Raw genomic sequence first — 17,704 nt, forward strand, 5'->3', positions numbered from 1 at the left:
CAAACTTTCGCGTCGAGCGGCGTCGCGGACCACAAACACCGAGGTCCGACGGCTGACGCCGCGGACGGAATCGACCCCGCTGCCCGCCTCAGCAAACGCTTGGCAACATCACAAACAGGCTACGGAGGCCTCGCCCGTCCCGGAAGAGACCGGATGTTCGGTTGTCGAGGAGATCGTGATCCAGGTCAGCCGACCGATTGGTCGACCGAAAAGCCCTGGTCGGTCGCGTGAACAGACCGCGACCTCCGCCGGTGGGACAACGCGACAACGACGGCGGCAGCGGTCAGGATAGCCGAGACCCATTCGGGTGCGGCGCCGATTCGAGTAGCCAAAGTGATGCTGCTTCGCAATGGCAGGTCCGCGACGAGGGCCGCGGGCACGAACAGCTCGGTCTGTTGCGGCACCGCTCCGTCGGCGGTGACGATCGCGCTGACACCCGAGGTGGCCGCCACCACCAGCGCCCTACCGTGCTCCACCGCGCGCACCCGCGACATCGCCAGTTGCTGGTAGGTCATCTCGCTGTCGCCGAAGGTCGCGTTGTTGGTCGGCACGGTGAGCAGCTGCGCGCCCGACCGCAGCGAATCGCGAAACGCCCGATCGAACGCGACCTCGTAGCAGGTCGCCACGCCGATGTCGACGCCTGCGGCGCGCACCGTGCCGTCGCCGTCGCCCGGCACGAAATAGCCTGCGCGGTCGGCGTATTCGGAGAACAGCCGGAAGAAGGAACGCAGCGGCAGGTATTCGCCGAACGGCTGGATGATCTTCTTGTCGTGCCGGTCGGCAGGACCTTCCGCGCCGTTCCACACCATCACCGAATTCGTCGTCGTGCGATCGCCGTTCACGAGGACGGCGCCCACCAGGATCGGCGCGTCGATCGCCTCGGAGGCCCGCGTGATCAGCGCAGCGGCGTCGGCGTTGCGCAGCGGATCGATGTCTGAGGAATTCTCGGGCCAGATCACCACATCCGGCTTGCGCGCACGGCCCGCGGCGACCTCCTCGGCCAGCTGCTCGGTGCGGCGGACGTGGTTGTCCAGCACCGCGCGTCGCTGCGCGTTGAAGTCGAGACCGAGGCGCGGCACGCTGCCCTGAATCGCGGCGACCGTGATCGTCCTGTCCCCCTCGTCCGGGGCGGGCAGCGCGGACCGGAGGAGCACACCGGCGATGGGCATGATGACCAGAGTCGCTGCCGCGGTGATGATTCCGGCCCGAGACGCGGCGCCGACGCGCGGTTTCGTCGCGACCGCCGAACCACCTCCGGACAGCTCGTCCGCCGAGTTCCGCGCGCCCGCAGCGTCCTTCGACTCGTCGTCGGCGACGACGCCTCTCGGGGCGCCGGTCGTGCGCAGTGCCGCCAGCCGTTCGACCAAGGCCGCGAGTCCGGTGCCGGTCAACGCCACCGCGAACCCGATCAGCGGCGCGCCGCCCACCGCGGCCAGCGACAGGAACCAGCCGTCCGCCTGACCGAAAGCCAGCCGACCCCAAGGGAATCCGCCGAACGGGAAGCTCGATCGAATCCATTCGGTGCTCACCCAGGCCAGCGCAACCCACAGCGGCCACCAGGGCAGCCGCCCGATCAGGTTGGCAAGCAGGCCGAACAGCCCGAGGTAGAGCGCGCACGTGGTGGAGAGCGCCAGCCAGGGCAGCGGTCCGACGTAGATTCCGGTCCACGGCAGCAGCGGCACGAAAAAGCCCAGCCCGGCCAGCATTCCGTAGCCGAAGCCGCCGCGCAGGCCGCCCGCGCCGCGCACTGTCGCGGTGAGCACGGCGACGCCGACCGGCGCGAGGAACCAGAACGGCCGCGGCGGAAAGCTGCCGAACAGAAGCAGTCCCGCGACCAGCGCGGCCATCGATCGCGCCGCCACGCCGCGCAGCCGATCCGGTGCGCGGCGGGTGCGCGTCAGGCCGGGCATCGTCATGCCTCGAACAGGGTGACGCCGCGGTGCACGGTGCGCAGGCACCGCGGCGGGGCCGAATCCGGTTCCAGCGGCGGCAGTCCCGGCACGCGGGACCGCGGATCGGTGGACCAGCGCTGCACCGAGTCGGCGGCGGCCGCGACGACGAGATCGCCCGCCTCCCATACGGCGTACGAGGCGGGCGCGCCGGGCACGAGGGTCCCGGCGATGCCGTCGCGCACGCCGCCCGCGCGCCAGGCCCCGCGCGTCGCCGCCGCGAACGCCGCGCGCGGCGAGATGCCGTTGCCCGGCGTCCGGTGGTTCGCCGCGGCGCGCACGGCCAGCCACGGATTCAGTTCGGTGACCGGCGCGTCCGAGCCGATGGCCAGCGACACACCCGCGGCGGCCATGGCCGCGAACGGATTCAGCGCGGCCGCGCGCTCGGCGCCGAGCCGGGCCGCGTACATGCCGTCCGCGCCGCCCCATGTCGCGTCGAAAACCGGCTGCACACTGGCGATCACGCCCCAGGAGGCGAGCTTGCCGATCTGCTCGGCGTCCAGCATCTCGGCGTGCTCGACGCGGTGCCCGCGCGCCGCGACGGCCGGGCCGCCGAGCTCGTCGACGACCCGCTGGAAGCCCGCGACCACCGCGTCCATGGCGGCGTCACCGATCACGTGGAAGCCGGCCTGGATGCCCGCCGCGGTGCACGCCCGCAGGTGCGCGGCGATGGCCTCGGCGTCCAGATATCCGTTTCCCGTCCCGGGCGTGTCGGCATAGGGTTCGCGCAGCCACGCGGTGCGCGAACCGAGCGAGCCGTCCACGAACAGGTCGCCGCCGAGCGCGTGCACGCCGAGTTCGGCGACCAGCGCCTTGGCCTCCTCGGCGCTGGTCACGGCCTCGCCCCAGTAGGCGCGGACCTCGACGCCGTGCTCGAATTCCAGCAGTTCGCGCACGTCGTCGCGGCCCGCGATGTCGGGTCCCGAGCATTCGTGGACGGCCACGATGCCGCTGGCGGCGGCCGCGTCGAGTGCGGCGCGGCGCGCGTCGTCGCGCCTGGCGCGGTCCAGGCCGCCCAGCACCGCGGAACGCGCGCGGTGGTGCGCAGCGGCGCGCAGCGGCTCGCCCCTGGTGAACCCGGCCGTCGAGGTCACCTCGGGCACGGCGTCCAGCAGTGCCGAGGACACCGCGGCCGAATGCCCGTCCACCCGGGCCAGATACACCTGACGGCCGGGGCCCGCGGCGGCGTCGATCTCCTCGACCGTCGGCGGGCGGCCCTCCGGCCAGCGGGTCTCGTCCCAGCCGTCGCCGAGGATCGCGCCTCGGGGCTGGGCCTCGGTATGGGCGCGCAGCGCGGCGAGGCATTCGGCGAGCGAGCGCGTTCCGGTCAGGTCGAGTCCGGTGAGTTTCAGGCCGAGCGCCGTCACGTGGATGTGCGGCTCGACGAACGCGGGCGCCACGAACGCGCCGTCCAGGTCGATGATCTCGGCGTCCGGATGCAGCGCCCGGCCGGGTTGTTCGGCGCCGAGCCACACCACCGTGCCGTCGGTGACCGCCATCGCGGTCGCGTCCGGTGAACTAGAGCTGTAGAAACGACCGCCGAGCAGCAACTGGGTACCCACGGGTCACCAGTCTGCCGTATCGCGGATTCGGTCGATCACCGTGGACGGGCGCCCACGCCCTGTCCCGAAGTCCGACCGGAGGCGGCCGTGGCGATTCGGGCCGCGGCGGCGCCGGATGGGACTCCGAGGCAGCATCTATGCGGGGCCGACCGCGCGGCGCGCGTTGCCCTGGCCGTCGTCGTAGAACTGCTGGACGACCACGCCGTCGATCACCTCGTCGCCGTCGATGACGACGCCGTGGTACGGCGCACCGCGCACCAGGCGGCCGAAGCGGCGCGCGGCCAGCGCGGTGACGACCGGACGCACCAGCGTCCTGGTCGGCGGCAGCAGCAACAGCAGGCCGAACAGCGAGGTCACCAGGCCGGGCACGAACATGAGGACGCCGCCGGTCGCGACCAGCGCGCCGTCGGCGACGGCGGTACCGGGGGCGATCTCACCGCGTCCGGCGCGACGGAACTGTTCGAACACCCGCCTGCCCTGCGAGCCGATCAACAGCATGCCCGCGGCGGAGCCCGCGATGAGCAGCAGGATGGTGGGCGCGACGCCGATCAGCTGACCGACGGCGAACAGCGCGGCGATCTCGACGACCACGTAGAGCACGAACAGCAGAGCGGGCATGGCGTTCCTTCCGGACGATCTACCCCTACCAACGCCCGCCCGCGCCGTTTTTCTCCCGCGGGCGGCTGATAGCTCGCTGAGATTCAGCCGCCGGGCCGCACCAGCCCGGTCTCGTAGGCGAGCACAACGGCCTGCACCCGGTCGCGCAGACCGAGTTTGGTGAGCACCCGGCCGACGTGCGTCTTCACGGTGGCCTCGGAGAGATAGAGCTGTTCGGCGATCTCGGCGTTGGAGCGGCCCGCGGCGATCTGCTCGAGCACCTCGCGCTCGCGTGCGGTGAGCACGTCGAGCACCGAGGGGTCGCGCATGCCCGCGGGATCGTCGGCGATGAGCCGGTCGAGCAGCCGTTTGGTGACCTTCGGCGAGACCACCGCGTCGCCCGCCGCCACGCTGCGGATGGCCGAGACCAGGTCTTCGGGCGGGGTGTCCTTGAGCAGGAAGCCGCTGGCGCCCGCACGCAGCGCGCCGAGGGCGTGTTCGTCGAGATCGAAGGTGGTCATCACCAGGACGCGGCAGCCGTCGCCCGCCTCCACGATGCGGCCGGTCGCCGTCACGCCGTCGACGACGGGCATCCGGACGTCCATCAGAACCACGTCGGGGCGCAGTTCCTTGGCCTTGCCGACGGCGGCGGCCCCGTTCTCGGCTTCGCCGATCACCTCGATGTCGGGGTGCGCGCCGAGGACCATCTTCAGCCCCATGCGCATCAATTCTTGGTCGTCGACTACGAGAACGGTGATCGGCACCGCTCCAATCTAGCGGTGCCCGGCGACGATTCGGTTACCCTCCCGCGCGTCTCACGGGATTGTCGGCGCGCGTCGCTATTCTCTTGCGTTCCCTGTAATCGACTCTCGTGGTGGAGAGATGTGCGAACAGATTCGGCTTCTGGAGATCGCGATGATCCAGCAGCGCAAATGGACCGGCGGGCAACACCGCGTCGCGGTCCTGGACCATCCGTTCTTGCGCCACCCGGCGCAACGGCTGGTGTGGCTGGGCTTCGACGAGCGGGCCAACCCCGAGATCTCCTTTCGGGTCGGGGCGGACGGCACCGCCACCGACCGTGACGGGCGAACGATCGGCGTCGACTCGGCGCGCATCGCCGTCGCCCATCCGCTACAGCTCGCCGAGGAGCTGCCGCACTGGGTCAGCCAGTTCACCGATCACGAACTGCGCCAACCCTTTCCGCAACTCGCCAGGGAAGTGCACGCGTTGACGGAGCGGGAGCGGGCGGCGACCTCGCTGGAACGCTTCGCGCACCGCATGGTGCCAACGCACGCGCTGCTGCGGCTGGAGAAGTTCGGCTGGCGCCGCGGTGCTCCGGTCGACGGCGTGCACGACCACTTCTACCGGCCGGTCGAGGGCGATCTCCAGGTGCTGCTGCACTTGGACGACGGCATCGCCGTCGACGACCCCGCGCCGGAGGGCGAGCGGGTCATCGAGGCGGTCGAGCTGAGTTCACCGCCCGTGTCACCGTGGTGGAGGCGGTGCGGGGACACGTCCTTCGGCGAGCTGGATGCGATCACCGCCAGCGAGGTGCTTCGCGAACTAGCGGCGGTCTTCGACTGATCGAGACGTAGATCGACGCAGCCGAAAACGGTCCGACGTGTGCACGGCTCGTAGCGGAGGCGGACGTACGCCTCAGCAGTCCGCCCCGTCGGGCTCGAGCGGGATGGTCGCGCGCACCCGCCATGCGCCGTCGGCGGCGCGCCCGACGTCCAGGGTCCCGCCGAGCACCGCGATGCGTTCGCGCATGCCGACCAGCCCGAGGCCGCTGCCCTTGATCGGGTTGGCGTCGGGCCCGAACACCGGGACGCCGCCGGAATCGGTGACCTCGACGAGGACGTCGCTGTCGCGCCGCTGCACGCGCACCCACGCCTTCGGGTGGGCGCCCGCGTGGCGCAGCGTGTTCGTCAGCGACTCCTGCACGATCCGGTGCACGCCGAGACTCACCTCCGGGGCGACGTCGTCGATGTCGCCGGTCAGCTCGAGTTCGACGGCGAGGCCGGTGCCGCGCATCATCTCGACCACCCTGGCGATGCCCGCCGTGCCGTGCTGCGGCAGCTGGTCCGGTGCGTGCTCGGTGCGCAGCAGCGCGACCGTTCGGCGCAGCTCGCGCAGCGCTTCGCGGCCGGTGCTCGCGATGGTCGTGACGGCCTGTTCGGCGCTGTCCGGGTCACGGCGCAGCGCGTACTTGGCGCCGTCGGCCTGCACGATGATGACGCTCACCGCGTGCGCGACGACATCGTGCAGTTCGCGCGCGATGCGGGTGCGTTCCAGCGCGACCGCCTCGTGGGTGCGCCGCTCCCTGTCGTAGTCGGCGACCGCGAGCCGGGCCGCGACTTCCGCGTCGTAGGCGTGCCGCGCGCCGTTGAACTCAGCCAGCGTCCAGCACAGCGCGTAGTACAGCGTGATGAACGCGATCGTCGACCACACCGGCTGGTCGAGCAGCAGGGTGGACGACACGGTGTCGACCACCAGACCGGCGAGCAGCAGCATGCCCTCGCGCCTGCCGACGTAGGCGACCAGCGTGTACAGCATGATCCCGAGCGCGAGCAGCGCCGGGTGCACGGCCTTGTCGTCGAGCACGTAGCTCAGCAAGGTGGTGGACAGGGCGAGGGCGAGCATGGTGGCGGCCATGGCCCTCGGGTAGGCCCGGCGGAACGCGACCGGGATCGGCAGCAGCCCGCCGACCACCAGGTACACGGCTTTCTGGTCGGTGTCGCCGATGGCCGTGAGGTCCAGCAGCAGCAGCCCGAACGCCAGGATGGAATCCGCAACGAGGGGCTTGCCGCGAAGCCACAGACTGAACCGGCGCATGACGGCCAGACTAAGGGGCGTACCTCCGCATACGCTGCGGCCATCTCCCGGCGGGCTGGGTCCGACCGTCTCAGGCACCGGGAAACATGGGACGTCTGGTTGTCTTGCGGCGTGGATCTCGCAGACTGGGCGGCGCTGGTGGCGGCCGCGACCGCCGCCGGATGGGTCGATGCCGTGGTCGGCGGCGGTGGCTTGATCATCCTGCCGACGCTGTTCCTGGTGGCGCCGGGCATCGCGCCGCAGACCGCGCTGGGTACCAACAAGCTGGCGGCGGTCGCGGGCACCACCGCGTCCGTGGTGACCTTCGCCAAGAAGGTGCCGATGCAGTGGCGGGTGCTGCTGCCCGCGGCCTGCCTCGCCGCCGTGACCGCGGCCGTCGGTGCCGCGGCGGTCTCGCTGATCGACCGCGACCTGTTCATCCCGATCGTCATGGTGGTGCTGGTGTCAGTCGCGATCTTCGTGACGCTGCGCCCGTCGATCGGCGTCACCTTGGCCACGCATCCGCCGAGCCGCCGCAAGGTGGTGCTGGTGGTGGCGCTGGCCGCCGGGCTGATCGGGCTCTACGACGGCTTGCTCGGTCCGGGTACCGGCACCTTCCTGATCATCACCTTCGCCACCCTGCTCGGCACCGAGTTCGTGCGGGCCGCCGCGATGGCGAAGGTGATCAACTGCGGTTCCAATGTCGGCGCGCTGATCTTCTTCGGCGTCACCGGACACATCCTGTTCGCGCTCGGCGCGGCCATGGCGGTGGCCAACGTCGCGGGTGCGATCGCCGGGTCGCGGATGGCGCTGAGCCGCGGCGCGGAATTCGTCCGGATCGTGCTGCTCGTCGTCGTGGTGGCGATGGTGATTCGCCTGGGCTGGCAGCAGTTCGGCTGAGCCGCGCGCTCAGCCGACCGGTTCGGCGTGGGCCGTGCAGGTCGAGGCGAGCCAGGGCCGCAGGATCTTCGAGGTCGTCTCGTGGATCTTCCGGTGCAGCCGCTCGCCGTCCTCGGGTCCCGAATGCGGTTGCTGGAAGAGCACGGTGAGCGCGCCGGAGACCGCGCCGACCACCGCGCCGACCAGCGCCGCCGCGCCGACCTCGTCGAGTTCGTCAGGGAACGCGGCGTGCAGCTGCCTACCGATCTCGCGCTGCGCCACCAGCTGGGCGTGCGCGGCGCGTCCACTCACCGCGGGCACGGTCCGCGAGACCTGGGCGCGGACCGCGGCGATGCGGGCGCCGAGATCGTCGACGAGATGTTCGCCCGGGTTGTCGCCCGCCGCACGCAACGCGCGCAGCAGCACCTCGACCGGACGCTCGCCGACGCGGCGGCTGGCGATCGCGGCCACCGCGAGCCGGACCCGCTCGTCCGGCTCGGGGAAGAGCAGTTCTTCCTTGCTGGCGAAGTAATTGAAGAAGGTGCGCGTGCCCACCTCCGCCGCGGCGGCGATGTCGGCCACCGTGGTCTCGTCGTAGCCTCTGGTCTCGAAGAGCTCGACGGCGGCCTCGAGCAGAGCGCGGCGGGTACGTTCACGTTTGCGGTCACGGAGGGCGGATGGCGGCACGCGGGCACAGTACGGCATTCCGCAGCGCCGATGCGGTAACCCGGGTCTCGCGCGTGCCGTTCGCGTCGGCGCGATCGCGCACGTCAGGCCGGGCGTCGGCCGGATCTTCGCTGCGCCGCTGAGCATTTCACGCGACATCGCGGACCGCCGCGGGCCGGCGCGCGGACCGGTCGACGAGTAGACGGTAGCGTTGCCGGGGTGAGCATCGCGACTTCCGAGGATGCGTCGGGTTCGGCGATCGACGCCGAATTCCGCGCGCTACCACTGTCCGCGCTGACCGACGCCGCGCTCGCCGCGGCCACCGCGGCGGGCGCCGAACACGCCGACCTACGCGTGCACCGTTTGGTCACCCAGTCGATCCGGCTGCGCGACGGGCGGGTCGAGGCGATCAGCAACGCCACCGATCTCGGCTTCGCCGTCCGCGTGATCGTCGACGGCACCTGGGGTTTCGCCTCGCACGCCGCGCTCACCGCCGACACCGCCGCGGAGGTGGCGCGCCGCGCGGTCACCGTGGCCAAGGCGCTGCGCGAGCTGAACCGGGAGCGCGTCGAGCTGGCCGACGAGCCGCGCTACGCGGGCGCGCACTGGGTTTCGGCCTACGATCTCGACCCGTTCACCGTGCCGACCGCCGAGAAGGTCGCGCTGCTGCAAGACTATTCGGGCAGGCTGGCCGCCGCCGACGGCGTCGACCACGTCACCGCCTCGGTGTTGCAGGTCAAGGAGCAGACGTACTACGCCGACACCGCGGGCTCCTCGATCACCCAGCAGCGGGTCCGGCTGCACCCGCAGTTGGAGGCGATCACCGTCGACTCGGCCGCGGGCGTCTTCGAGACCATGCGCACCCTCGCCGCACCCGCTGGGCGCGGCTGGGAGTACGTCACCGGCGCGGACGGAATCTGGGACTGGGACGACGAACTCGCGCGAATCCCCGGCTGGCTCGCCGAGAAGGTGAAGGCGCCCAGCGTCACCGCGGGCCCGACCGATCTGGTCATCGATCCCAGCAATCTGTGGCTGACCATCCACGAATCCATCGGGCACGCCACCGAATACGATCGGGCCATCGGCTACGAATCCGCTTACGCGGGTACCTCGTTCGCGACACCGGACAAGCTCGGCACGTTGCGTTACGGCACGCCGATCATGCACGTCACCGGCGACCGCACCGAGCGCCACGGGCTGGCCACCGTCGGCTACGACGACGAGGGCGTGGCCGGGCAGCGCTGGGATCTGGTGCGCGACGGCGTGCTCGTCGGCTACCAGCTGGACCGGGCGTTCGCACCGCGGCTCGGCCTTGCGCGCTCCAATGGCTGTTCCTACGCCGATTCCGCGCACCACGTGCCGATCCAGCGGATGGCCAACGTCTCGCTGCGTCCCGATCCGGAGCGCGACACCAGCACCGAGGAACTGATCTCGCGGGTCGAGGACGGGCTGTTCGTCGTCGGCGACAAGTCGTGGTCGATCGACATGCAGCGCTACAACTTCCAGTTCACCGGGCAGCGCTTCTTCCGCATCCGCAACGGCGCGCTGGACGGGCAGGTGCGCGACGTCGCCTACCAGGCCACCACCACCGACTTCTGGGGCGCGATGGAGGCCGTCGGCGGCCCGTCCACCTGGCAGCTCGGCGGCGCGTTCAACTGCGGTAAGGCACAGCCCGGTCAGGTGGCCGCGGTCAGCCACGGCTGTCCGTCGATCCTGGTGCGCGGCATCAACGTTCTCAACACCAGGACGGAGGCGGGCCGGTGAGCGAGCCGGGAATCGACACGGTGCACGCGCGCGGCGTGGTGCCCTCGGGCGAGGTCGTCGAGCGGGCGCTCGCGCTCTCCCGCGCCGACGAGGCGATGGTGATCGTCACCGACGCGCACGAGGCCTCGCTGCGTTGGGCGGGCAATTCGATGACGACCAACGGCTCCTCGGTGTCGCGGGACTGGGCCGTGGTCTCGATCTTCCGCGACGGACCGCACGCGGCGCGGGTCGGCAGCGTCAGCTCCACGAGCGTCGACTCGTCCGAGATCGAGGCGGTCGTGCGGGCCAGCGAAGCGGCGGCGCGCACGGCCGAACCCGCGAAAGACGCCATGCCGCTGCTGGAATCGGACGCGCGCGCCCCGGATTGGGCGGACGCGCCCGGCAGCACGGGCATCGAGGTGTTCGCGGATCTGGCGCGTGACCTGTCGGCCGGTTTCGACGGCGCCGACCAGCTCTACGGCTTCGCCCACCACCAGATGCACACCACTTGGCTCGGCACCTCCACCGGCATCCGCCGCCGCTTCGTGCAGCCGACCGGTTCGGTGGAGATCAACGGCAAACGCGGCGCGGGCGCGGAGCTGGCCAGCGCCTGGGTCGGCGTCGGCACAGCGGATTTCACCGATGTCGACACACCGGGCTTGCTCGCCGAGCTGAACCGCCGCCTGGACTGGGCGGGCCGCCGCGTCGAGCTGCCCGCGGGCCGCTACGAGACGCTGTTGCCGCCCTCGGCGGTCGCGGACCTGATGATCTACCTGGCGTGGTCGATGGAGGGCCGCGGCGCGCAGGAGGGACACAACGCCTTCGCCCGCGCGGGCGGCACCCGAATCGGCGAGCGGCTCACCGACATTCCGCTCACGCTGTACTCCGATCCCGCCGCGACGGGACTGGAGTATCGGCCCTTCGTCGCGACGCCCGCCTCGTCGGAGACGCTGTCGGTCTTCGACAACGGGCTGCCCGCCGAGCGGGTGGACTGGTTGCGCGAGGGCGTCGTGGAATCGCTGGTCTATCCGCGCGCCACGGCGATGGAGTTCGACGTGCCAGCGACCGTGCCCGGCGAGAACCTTTTGCTCACCGGCGGTTCCGGGGCCAGCCTGGACGAGATGATCGCGCGCACCGAACGCGGTCTGCTGCTCACCACGCTCTGGTACATCCGCGAGGTGGATCCGGCCAGTCTGCTGCTGACCGGCCTCACCAGGGATGGTGTGTATCTGGTGGAGAACGGAGCGGTCACCGCGGCGGTGAACAACTTCCGCTTCAACGAGAGCCCGATCGATCTGTTGCGCAGGACCACCGAGGCGGGCGCCACCCAGGCCGCGCTGCCCAGGGAGTGGAAGGACTGGTTCACCCGAACCGCCATGCCGCCGTTGCGGATTCCGGACTTCCACATGTCCTCGGTCAGCCAGGCGACCTGACACACGACGCCGGGCCGCCCGCGTGCTCGCGGCGGCCCGAGCGGGGTGGGATCGTCGCGGCGACGGCCTCAGTACGGGCGGCCGACCTCGTAGGTGCCGTCGGTGTCGGTGATGGTGACCGACACGGACTTCTGTGTGCTGCCGACCTTCACGAGGCAGTCGAAGGTCGCGTCGACCGTGACTGTCTGACCCGAGGGGCAGCGGACGTCGCGGACGTCGTCCATGCCGTAGGAGTCGATGAGGACCAGTTGCACGCCCCGCTGGAGGTCCACCTGGTCCAGCAGCTGGGGCGCGGGCTCGACGGCGCGAACCGGCGCGACCGGCGCCGGGGACTGCGCCATCGGCGCCGAGGCCGCCGGTGTCCGCACGGGGTTGTCGGCCACCGCGCTCTCACGGATGTTGACCACCACGAGTCCGGCGATGACACCGGCGATCGCGATGGCGACGGCGCCGACCAAGGCGGCGACGAGCACGGGAAGCCAGCCGCTGTCGGTGAATTCGCCGGTATCCGGATGTTCGGCGACCGGATAGGGCTGTGAGGCCCGCGGCGGCCGAGTCGGTGCTGTCATGAACGATCCCTCCCCCCGGGGCAGGGTCGAGACATCGTGTCCGCCTGGGGACTACCCCGGTATGCCCGACGAACAATAGCCGAGCCGCGATCGCCGCACCGCCGGTCCCCCGGAATCTCCGTGTCCGCCTTGCCTATTCCGGACTTTCCGGGCATTCGGCCCGGGTTACGCGTCCGGGGTGAACTCGATGCCGATCGTGCCCGCTTTACCCCTGCGCAGGTTGCTCGCCAGGATGATGATCGGCCCGAGCAGCCAGTACTTCTTCCGCAGCAGCTTGCGCACGCGTTCGGTGCCCTCGGCGTCCAGGACCCGGCCCGAGCCCGCGATCACGGCACCGTGCACGCGCTTGCCGCTGAAGTCACACGCCTGCACGGTGCAGGCGGGATTCCGGCGCAGCCGCTTGACCTTCCAGCTGTCGGCGACCGTCCAGACATACAGCTTGTCGCCGTCGGCGACCGCCCACACCGGCGTGGCGACGGGCGTGCCGTCCTTGCGGTAGGTGGTCATCTGCACGTAGTCGGCGGAGCCTGCCGCACCGAGCGAGTTCGTCATGATCGCAGCGTATCCGCAATCCGATCACTCGGGCATGCGGTACTCACCCGACTCGAGACGCTCCAGCAGACCGTCGGTCCACCGGGTCAGGTTGTCGAAGACGCCGCTCCAGAGCTCCAGCAGGTCGGGCATGTGCGGCGCCTCGTAGCGGCCGGGGTAGGTCGGAATCATGGCAAGCAGGTCGTCGCGGACGGCGGCCGCGTTGCGCCGCTGCTCCCCCAGTTTCGCGATGACGTGCGCGCGTGGCAGCGCGTCCATGAAGGCGATGGCCGCGCCGAGCTCTTCCATGTCGATGCTGACCAGCGCGGCGTCCATGAGCCCGCGGAACTCGGCCTCGCCCGCCTCGGTGAGTTCGAACAGCGTACGGCCCGGCCCTTGATCGCTGCTCTCGGTGCCGAGCGCGCGCAGCTTCCCTTCCTGCGTCAGCTGTTTGAGCGCGTGGTAGATCGAGCCGGGCTTGACATTGGTCCAGGTTTCGGCGCGCCAGGACAGCAACTCGCGCCGCACGGCGTAACCGTGGGCCGGTTGCCGCGTGCGGATGACCCCGAGGACGAGCAGACGGACGGCCGCCACGTGTTGCTCCTTTCTCCGTGCCGCGACGAACGACTCATGCTACTCAAATTTGACTTCCGCGAGCGAACAATCCTAGCCTGGCGGTACTCAAACTTGACTACCGCCCTCGCGGAGGAACGACTCATGGACGACTTCCCGGTTCCGGTGCTGCTGACCGCATCGCCTGCCACCACCCTCGACTTCTACCGGGCCATCGGATACACCGTGACCCACGAACAGGTCCGCCCCTACGTCTATCTCGCGCTCGAACTACACGGTTGCCCAGTGCATTTCACCTCGCCGCCCGAGGGTTTCGAGACTCCGCCCGAATGGGTCGGCTGCCTGGTGATGGTCGACGACGTGGCCGCGCGGCACCGCGAGTTCACCGCCGCGTTGCGCGCCGCCTTCGGCAAGGTGCCCGCCAAGGGCCGCCCGCGCATCACCCGCTTCCGCCCGGGACAGAGCCGTTTCACCCTCGTCGACCCCGACGGCAACACCCTGCTGTTCATCCAGCGCGGCGAACCCAGGAAACTCGAGTACGGCGGTTCGCCCGAGCTGGCGGATCTGGCGAAAGTCATCGACAACGCGCGGATCCTGCGCGATTTCAAGAACGACGACAAGGCCGCAGCGCGGGTACTCGAAGTCGGCCTCGGTCGCTTCGCCGGCACGGCCCCGGCGGTGGAGCGCGCGCGGGCGCTCGCGATGCTCGCCGAGATCGCTGTCGCCGCGGAAGACCCCGAGCGCGCCGCACGGTACCGCGACGAAGTGCGCGCGCTGGACCTGTCGACCGAGGATCGTGCGGCGGTGGCCGCGGAGCTCGGCGCCGGTGCCGATCTGGAGCGTTGGCTTACCGAAACGCGGTGAACCGGAACGGGTCTCGTCAGGCGGCGCGGGTGAGCACCTGCGGTCCGTCGGCGGTGATGGCGACGGTGTGCTCGGAGTGCGCGGTGCGCGAGCCGTCGGCGGAGCGGATGGTCCAGCCGTCGGCGTCGGTGTAAATGCGGCCGGTGGTGCGGGCGAACCACGGTTCGATGGCGAGGGTGAGCCCGGGTCGCAGCCGATACCCGCGACCGGCGCGGCCCGCGTTCGGCACGTGCGGATCCTCGTGCATGGTGCGCCCGAGACCGTGTCCGCCGAACTCGGTATTGACCGGGAAGCCGTAGGAGCGGGCCACCTCCTCGATGGCCGCGGAGAGATCGCCGATGCGGTTGCCGGGCAAGGCGACCGCGATGGCGGCGGCGAGCGCCTCCTCGGTGGCGCGCACCAGCTTCCGGTCCTCCGCCGCCGCCGTGCCGACGATGACCGTGATGGCCGAATCGGCCACCCACCCGTCGACGCCGACCGCGAGGTCGATGCTCAGCACATCACCGTCGCGCAGGGCGTAGTCGAACGGAAGACCGTGCAGCACGGCGTCGTTCACCGATAGGCACACCGTGTTGCGGAACGGGCCGCGCCCGAAGGACGGCGCGTAATCCCAATAGCACGACACCGCGCCACGCTCCCGGATACGTTCGCGCACATAGGCTTCCAGGTCGAGCAGATTGACCCCGACCCGCGCCCTCGTGCGCAGCTCGGCGAGCACGTCCGCGACGAACTCCCCCGCCACGCGCATCCGCGCGATCTCCGCGGGCGACTTCAACTCCACCATTCCCGACCTCCACTGCGCCGATGTCCGGCGCCCGGCCGGAGCATCGGCCGAGCACCACCGGCGGGCCGTCCATGCGGCGCGACCGGTATTTTTATACCAGCCTAGCGTCGATGGTATTTAAATACCAACCGGACGCGAGAAGGCCGCGCCCGGCGATGTCCGGGCGCGGCAGAGTTCAGCGGACGCACGCGCTGGATCACCCGACAGGCGGCCACTCCGCGTCGTCGTCGCCTCGCTCCTTGGCGCGCAGGGCCTCCGCCAGCTCGGCGCGCAGCCGTTCGGCCGCCTGGCGATCGTTGCAATCCTCGGCCGTGGTGATGTCCTGACGAAGCTGCGCGATCGTGTCGCGGGAAACCATGAATCCTCCCTCTCGCTCTCGCGGTCATTCCACACAGGGGTTGTCCGGTTTTCCCGCGCGGAAACCACCGCCTCCGCCGCGAGATTTCGGGGCGCGACCGGGTAATCAACCCGCGAGCGGCGCCACATGGAACGAGTGAACAGTCGTACTCTGACAGTGGATGGACGACGCCGCGCGCGGCACCATTGCCGACGCTCGAGACGCCTCGGTTCCACACTGGCGGAATGGGCTACCAGCTGCTCATCCTCGACACAGCGAAGGAAGCACACCACCCCCTCGACAGTATGTGCTACGTTTCGTAACATTAATAGGCGACGAGTGTAAACTCAGTGCGGTTGGAGGTTTCCGTGTCCGGCACGATCCACGAAGCGATAGGACGAATCGCCGCGCAAGGGACCGAGGGCGGCGGCGCCGCGCTGGACCAGGTGGCGATCATGACCGGCTCCGCGGGCCTGATCGCGCTGGTTCTGCTGTGGGTCGGCTATCTGCACCGGACGCGGCGCATCACCTGGCTCGGCGCCGCGGCCGACCGGCTCGGCGCGATCTTCAACCGGCCCGGCTGGGTGGCACTACCCATCGTGATGTTCCTGGCCACCATCCTCACCGCGCTGCTCGGCTTCATCTGGGACGTCAGCCTGCACGTCGGCAACGGCCGCGACGAAGGCCCGCTCGCCAACCCGGCGCACTACTTCATCCTGGCCGGGCTGTTCTTCCTGTTCACGGCCGGAATGCTGGCGATCGTGCTGCCGTTGGACGACAAGCCGGGCCCGGCGGCGGTGCGGATCACCCGCACCTGGTACGCCCCCGTCGGCGGCATCCTCATCGCGGGCGCGGGCCTCTACGCGCTCATCGGCTTTCCGCTCGACGACATCTGGCACCGGATGTTCGGCCAGGACGTCACGCTCTGGGGGCCCACGCACCTGATGCTCATCGGCGGCGCCGGGCTTTCCCTTGTCGGCGTGCTGCTGCTGGAATTCGAGGGCAGTCACAACCGGCCCGATCCGGACCGCGCCGACGGCAGGCTGATCTGGACGCTGCGCGCTTTCGCGTTCGGCGGACTGATCATCGGTCTCTCGGTGTTCCAGGTGGAGTTCGACTTCGGCGTCGAGCAGTTCCGGCTGGTCCTGCAGCCCATGCTGATCGTGGCGGCGGCCACCGTGACGCTGGTCGCCGCGCGCGCGACGCTCGGCGCGTTCAGCACCTTCGTCGTGGTCGGCTTCGCGGCGGTGGTGCGCGGGGTGGTGGCCTTCCTGGTCGGCGGTCCGATCATCGACGCGCCGCGCAACGTCTTCCCGCTCTACCTCGGCGCCGCGGTGGTCGTCGAACTGCTTGCCCTGCTCCCCTTGGCGCGCAAGCCGCTGTGGTGGGGTGCGGTGGCCGGCTTCGCGGTGGCGACCGTAGGCGTCTGGCTCGAATCCCTTTGGGTCGACGCGATGTTCGTCGATCCGTGGCCGGCGGCGATGTGGCCGGAACTGCTGGCGATGACGGTGCCGACCGGCATCGCGGGCGGTGTCGTCGGCGCGCTGCTCGGCATGGTGCTGCGCGGTGAGCCGCTGCCGCGTCCGCCGGTGCGCCGCGCCATGGTCGTCGCCGCGGTGCTGGTGGTCGCGGCCGCCACCACGAACGGCCTGCTGATCCGGATCCCGGAGCAGGCGAGCGCGACCGTCGCACTGCGGGAGGCCGAGCCCGTCGACGGCGGCCGCATGGTGACCGCCGACGTGCGGCTCGATCCGGTCGATCTGGTCGGCTCCGATCCCGAATGGGTGCAGATCCTGGCCTGGCAGGGCGGCGTCGGGTCGGACAGCCCCGGTCGCGGGCTGGTCGTCGACCAGCTGCGGCGCGTCGGCGACGGCCACTACGTCTCGACGAAACCGGTTCCTGCACACGGCACCTGGAAGACCGTGCTGCGTCTGCAGGACGGCCGCATGCAGACCGCGCTGCCGATCTTCATGCCCGACGACCCCGGCATCGGCGCCGCGGGTGTCGCCGCGCCGCCGGAGTTCACCCGCCCGTTCGTCGCCGAGATCACGGTGCTGCAGCGGGAGCGCTCGTTCGACCACCCTGCCTGGCTGTTCGGCGCGGCCTCGCTGGTCGTTCTGGTGTGCAGCCTGATCCTGATCGGCGCGCTGTCCTGGGGCGCGGCGCGGATCAACGACCGCTACCCGACCACCGCGCGGACGGACGCGACCGAGCCCGTCGCGGCCGGATGACCGGCGCCGCCGACGGCGTGGACCTGCTGGCGGATCATTCCGTCCTGCTCGCGATCCCCGCCTTCCTTCCCGCGTTCGCCGTGGTGGGCATCATCGTGCTCATCGCGGTGCGCGACCGCCGCGCCGAACGGCGCGAGAGCGAGCAGAACGACCGAGCCCCTTCGAACACCGA

17 protein-coding genes are annotated in these 17,704 nt (G+C 70.7%); 6 read left to right on the forward strand and 11 right to left on the reverse strand.

The features are described 5' to 3' along the window. Window positions 1-185 precede the first annotated feature (185 nt). The 4 genes from lnt to NAM01S_RS30520 form a co-directional block, all read right to left on the reverse strand. Window positions 186-1,910, reverse strand: coding sequence for an apolipoprotein N-acyltransferase (gene lnt, locus NAM01S_RS30505; RefSeq protein ID WP_067791923.1), 1,725 nt, complete (start codon window positions 1,908-1,910; stop codon window positions 186-188). Between the two features lie 2 nt (window positions 1,911-1,912). After that, window positions 1,913-3,511: an amidohydrolase gene (locus NAM01S_RS30510; protein WP_067791881.1), complete on the reverse strand. Its 1,599-nt coding sequence runs from the start codon at window positions 3,509-3,511 to the stop codon at window positions 1,913-1,915. Between the two features lie 135 nt (window positions 3,512-3,646). After that, window positions 3,647-4,129: an FxsA family protein gene (locus NAM01S_RS30515; RefSeq protein ID WP_067791884.1), complete on the reverse strand. Its 483-nt coding sequence runs from the start codon at window positions 4,127-4,129 to the stop codon at window positions 3,647-3,649. A gap of 83 nt (window positions 4,130-4,212) precedes the next feature. Beyond that, the gene (locus NAM01S_RS30520) at window positions 4,213-4,872 is read right to left on the reverse strand and encodes a response regulator (protein WP_067791887.1); all 660 of its coding nucleotides are present in this window, start codon (window positions 4,870-4,872) and stop codon (window positions 4,213-4,215) included. 118 nt (window positions 4,873-4,990) lie between these two features. Here NAM01S_RS30520 and NAM01S_RS30525 point away from each other — a divergent pair, with 118 nt between their 5' ends. Beyond that, window positions 4,991-5,692, forward strand: coding sequence for a DUF4132 domain-containing protein (locus NAM01S_RS30525; RefSeq protein WP_067791890.1), 702 nt, complete (start codon window positions 4,991-4,993; stop codon window positions 5,690-5,692). 72 nt (window positions 5,693-5,764) lie between these two features. On the opposite strand, the gene NAM01S_RS30530 is transcribed toward NAM01S_RS30525, so the two are convergent. Then, the gene (locus NAM01S_RS30530; protein ID WP_067791893.1) at window positions 5,765-6,943 is read right to left on the reverse strand and encodes a sensor histidine kinase; all 1,179 of its coding nucleotides are present in this window, start codon (window positions 6,941-6,943) and stop codon (window positions 5,765-5,767) included. A gap of 111 nt (window positions 6,944-7,054) precedes the next feature. Between NAM01S_RS30530 and NAM01S_RS30535 the strand changes: the two genes are divergently transcribed. Next, complete coding sequence (locus tag NAM01S_RS30535; RefSeq protein WP_067791896.1) at window positions 7,055-7,822, forward strand: TSUP family transporter; 768 nt, start codon at window positions 7,055-7,057, stop codon at window positions 7,820-7,822. 9 nt (window positions 7,823-7,831) lie between these two features. Here NAM01S_RS30535 and NAM01S_RS30540 read toward each other — a convergent pair whose 3' ends face one another. Continuing rightward, entirely contained in the window at window positions 7,832-8,488 is a 657-nt protein-coding gene (locus NAM01S_RS30540) for a TetR/AcrR family transcriptional regulator (RefSeq protein WP_253799477.1), read from the reverse strand. Window positions 8,489-8,686: 198 nt separating this feature from the next. On the opposite strand from NAM01S_RS30540, the gene NAM01S_RS30545 reads away from it, so the two are divergent. Together NAM01S_RS30545 and NAM01S_RS30550 are read left to right on the forward strand one after the other, a co-directional pair. Next, the gene (locus NAM01S_RS30545; protein WP_067791898.1) at window positions 8,687-10,231 is read left to right on the forward strand and encodes a TldD/PmbA family protein; all 1,545 of its coding nucleotides are present in this window, start codon (window positions 8,687-8,689) and stop codon (window positions 10,229-10,231) included. A 35-nt stretch (window positions 10,232-10,266) separates the two neighbouring features. Then, window positions 10,267-11,643 (forward strand): metallopeptidase TldD-related protein, encoded by a 1,377-nt coding sequence (locus tag NAM01S_RS30550; protein WP_067791931.1) that lies wholly within the window; start codon window positions 10,267-10,269, stop codon window positions 11,641-11,643. 68 nt (window positions 11,644-11,711) lie between these two features. Here the strand turns inward: NAM01S_RS30550 and NAM01S_RS30555 are convergent, their stop codons facing one another. The 3 genes from NAM01S_RS30555 to NAM01S_RS30565 all read right to left on the reverse strand — a co-directional run bounded on the left by NAM01S_RS30555 (window position 11,712) and on the right by NAM01S_RS30565 (window position 13,337). Next, a complete protein-coding gene (locus tag NAM01S_RS30555) occupies window positions 11,712-12,212 on the reverse strand; it encodes a DUF4333 domain-containing protein (protein ID WP_067791900.1) in 501 nt (166 codons plus the stop codon). Window positions 12,213-12,377: 165 nt separating this feature from the next. Further along, window positions 12,378-12,764: a PPOX class F420-dependent oxidoreductase gene (locus NAM01S_RS30560; RefSeq protein ID WP_067791902.1), complete on the reverse strand. Its 387-nt coding sequence runs from the start codon at window positions 12,762-12,764 to the stop codon at window positions 12,378-12,380. A gap of 24 nt (window positions 12,765-12,788) precedes the next feature. Beyond that, the gene (locus tag NAM01S_RS30565) at window positions 12,789-13,337 is read right to left on the reverse strand and encodes a PadR family transcriptional regulator (RefSeq protein WP_067791904.1); all 549 of its coding nucleotides are present in this window, start codon (window positions 13,335-13,337) and stop codon (window positions 12,789-12,791) included. 123 nt (window positions 13,338-13,460) lie between these two features. Here NAM01S_RS30565 and NAM01S_RS30570 point away from each other — a divergent pair, with 123 nt between their 5' ends. Then, complete coding sequence (locus NAM01S_RS30570) at window positions 13,461-14,180, forward strand: DUF8817 family protein (protein ID WP_067791906.1); 720 nt, start codon at window positions 13,461-13,463, stop codon at window positions 14,178-14,180. A gap of 16 nt (window positions 14,181-14,196) precedes the next feature. Here the strand turns inward: NAM01S_RS30570 and map are convergent, their stop codons facing one another. Further along, the gene (map, locus tag NAM01S_RS30575) at window positions 14,197-14,964 is read right to left on the reverse strand and encodes a type I methionyl aminopeptidase (RefSeq protein WP_067791908.1); all 768 of its coding nucleotides are present in this window, start codon (window positions 14,962-14,964) and stop codon (window positions 14,197-14,199) included. A 196-nt stretch (window positions 14,965-15,160) separates the two neighbouring features. Continuing rightward, window positions 15,161-15,322, reverse strand: a complete 162-nt coding sequence (locus tag NAM01S_RS35465) for a hypothetical protein (protein ID WP_157107980.1) — start codon at window positions 15,320-15,322, stop codon at window positions 15,161-15,163. A gap of 434 nt (window positions 15,323-15,756) precedes the next feature. Between NAM01S_RS35465 and NAM01S_RS30580 the strand changes: the two genes are divergently transcribed. Further along, window positions 15,757-17,532 carry a hypothetical protein gene (locus tag NAM01S_RS30580; RefSeq protein ID WP_253799478.1) on the forward strand — a complete coding sequence of 592 codons (1,776 nt, stop codon included), beginning with the start codon at window positions 15,757-15,759 and terminating at the stop codon, window positions 17,530-17,532. Window positions 17,533-17,704 lie beyond the last annotated feature (172 nt).

It is taken from the genome of Nocardia amikacinitolerans NBRC 108937, from assembly GCF_001612615.1.
Taxonomy (GTDB): Bacteria; Actinomycetota; Actinomycetes; order Mycobacteriales; family Mycobacteriaceae; genus Nocardia; species Nocardia amikacinitolerans.

What these genes read in the sequence shown, in the direction of transcription:
- lnt (WP_067791923.1), bottom strand. Translation starts at nt 1,910, where the DNA reads ATGCCCGGCCTGACGCGCACCCGCCGCGCACCGGATCGGCTGCGCGGC.
- NAM01S_RS30515 (WP_067791884.1), bottom strand. Translation starts at nt 4,129, where the DNA reads ATGCCCGCTCTGCTGTTCGTGCTCTACGTGGTCGTCGAGATCGCCGCG.
- NAM01S_RS30525 (WP_067791890.1), top strand. Translation starts at nt 4,991, where the DNA reads ATGTGCGAACAGATTCGGCTTCTGGAGATCGCGATGATCCAGCAGCGC.
- NAM01S_RS30530 (WP_067791893.1), bottom strand. Translation starts at nt 6,943, where the DNA reads ATGCGCCGGTTCAGTCTGTGGCTTCGCGGCAAGCCCCTCGTTGCGGAT.
- NAM01S_RS30555 (WP_067791900.1), bottom strand. Translation starts at nt 12,212, where the DNA reads ATGACAGCACCGACTCGGCCGCCGCGGGCCTCACAGCCCTATCCGGTC.
- NAM01S_RS30560 (WP_067791902.1), bottom strand. Translation starts at nt 12,764, where the DNA reads ATGACGAACTCGCTCGGTGCGGCAGGCTCCGCCGACTACGTGCAGATG.
- NAM01S_RS30570 (WP_067791906.1), top strand. Translation starts at nt 13,461, where the DNA reads ATGGACGACTTCCCGGTTCCGGTGCTGCTGACCGCATCGCCTGCCACC.
- map (WP_067791908.1), bottom strand. Translation starts at nt 14,964, where the DNA reads ATGGTGGAGTTGAAGTCGCCCGCGGAGATCGCGCGGATGCGCGTGGCG.
- NAM01S_RS35465 (WP_157107980.1), bottom strand. Translation starts at nt 15,322, where the DNA reads ATGGTTTCCCGCGACACGATCGCGCAGCTTCGTCAGGACATCACCACG.
- NAM01S_RS30580 (WP_253799478.1), top strand. Translation starts at nt 15,757, where the DNA reads ATGACCGGCTCCGCGGGCCTGATCGCGCTGGTTCTGCTGTGGGTCGGC.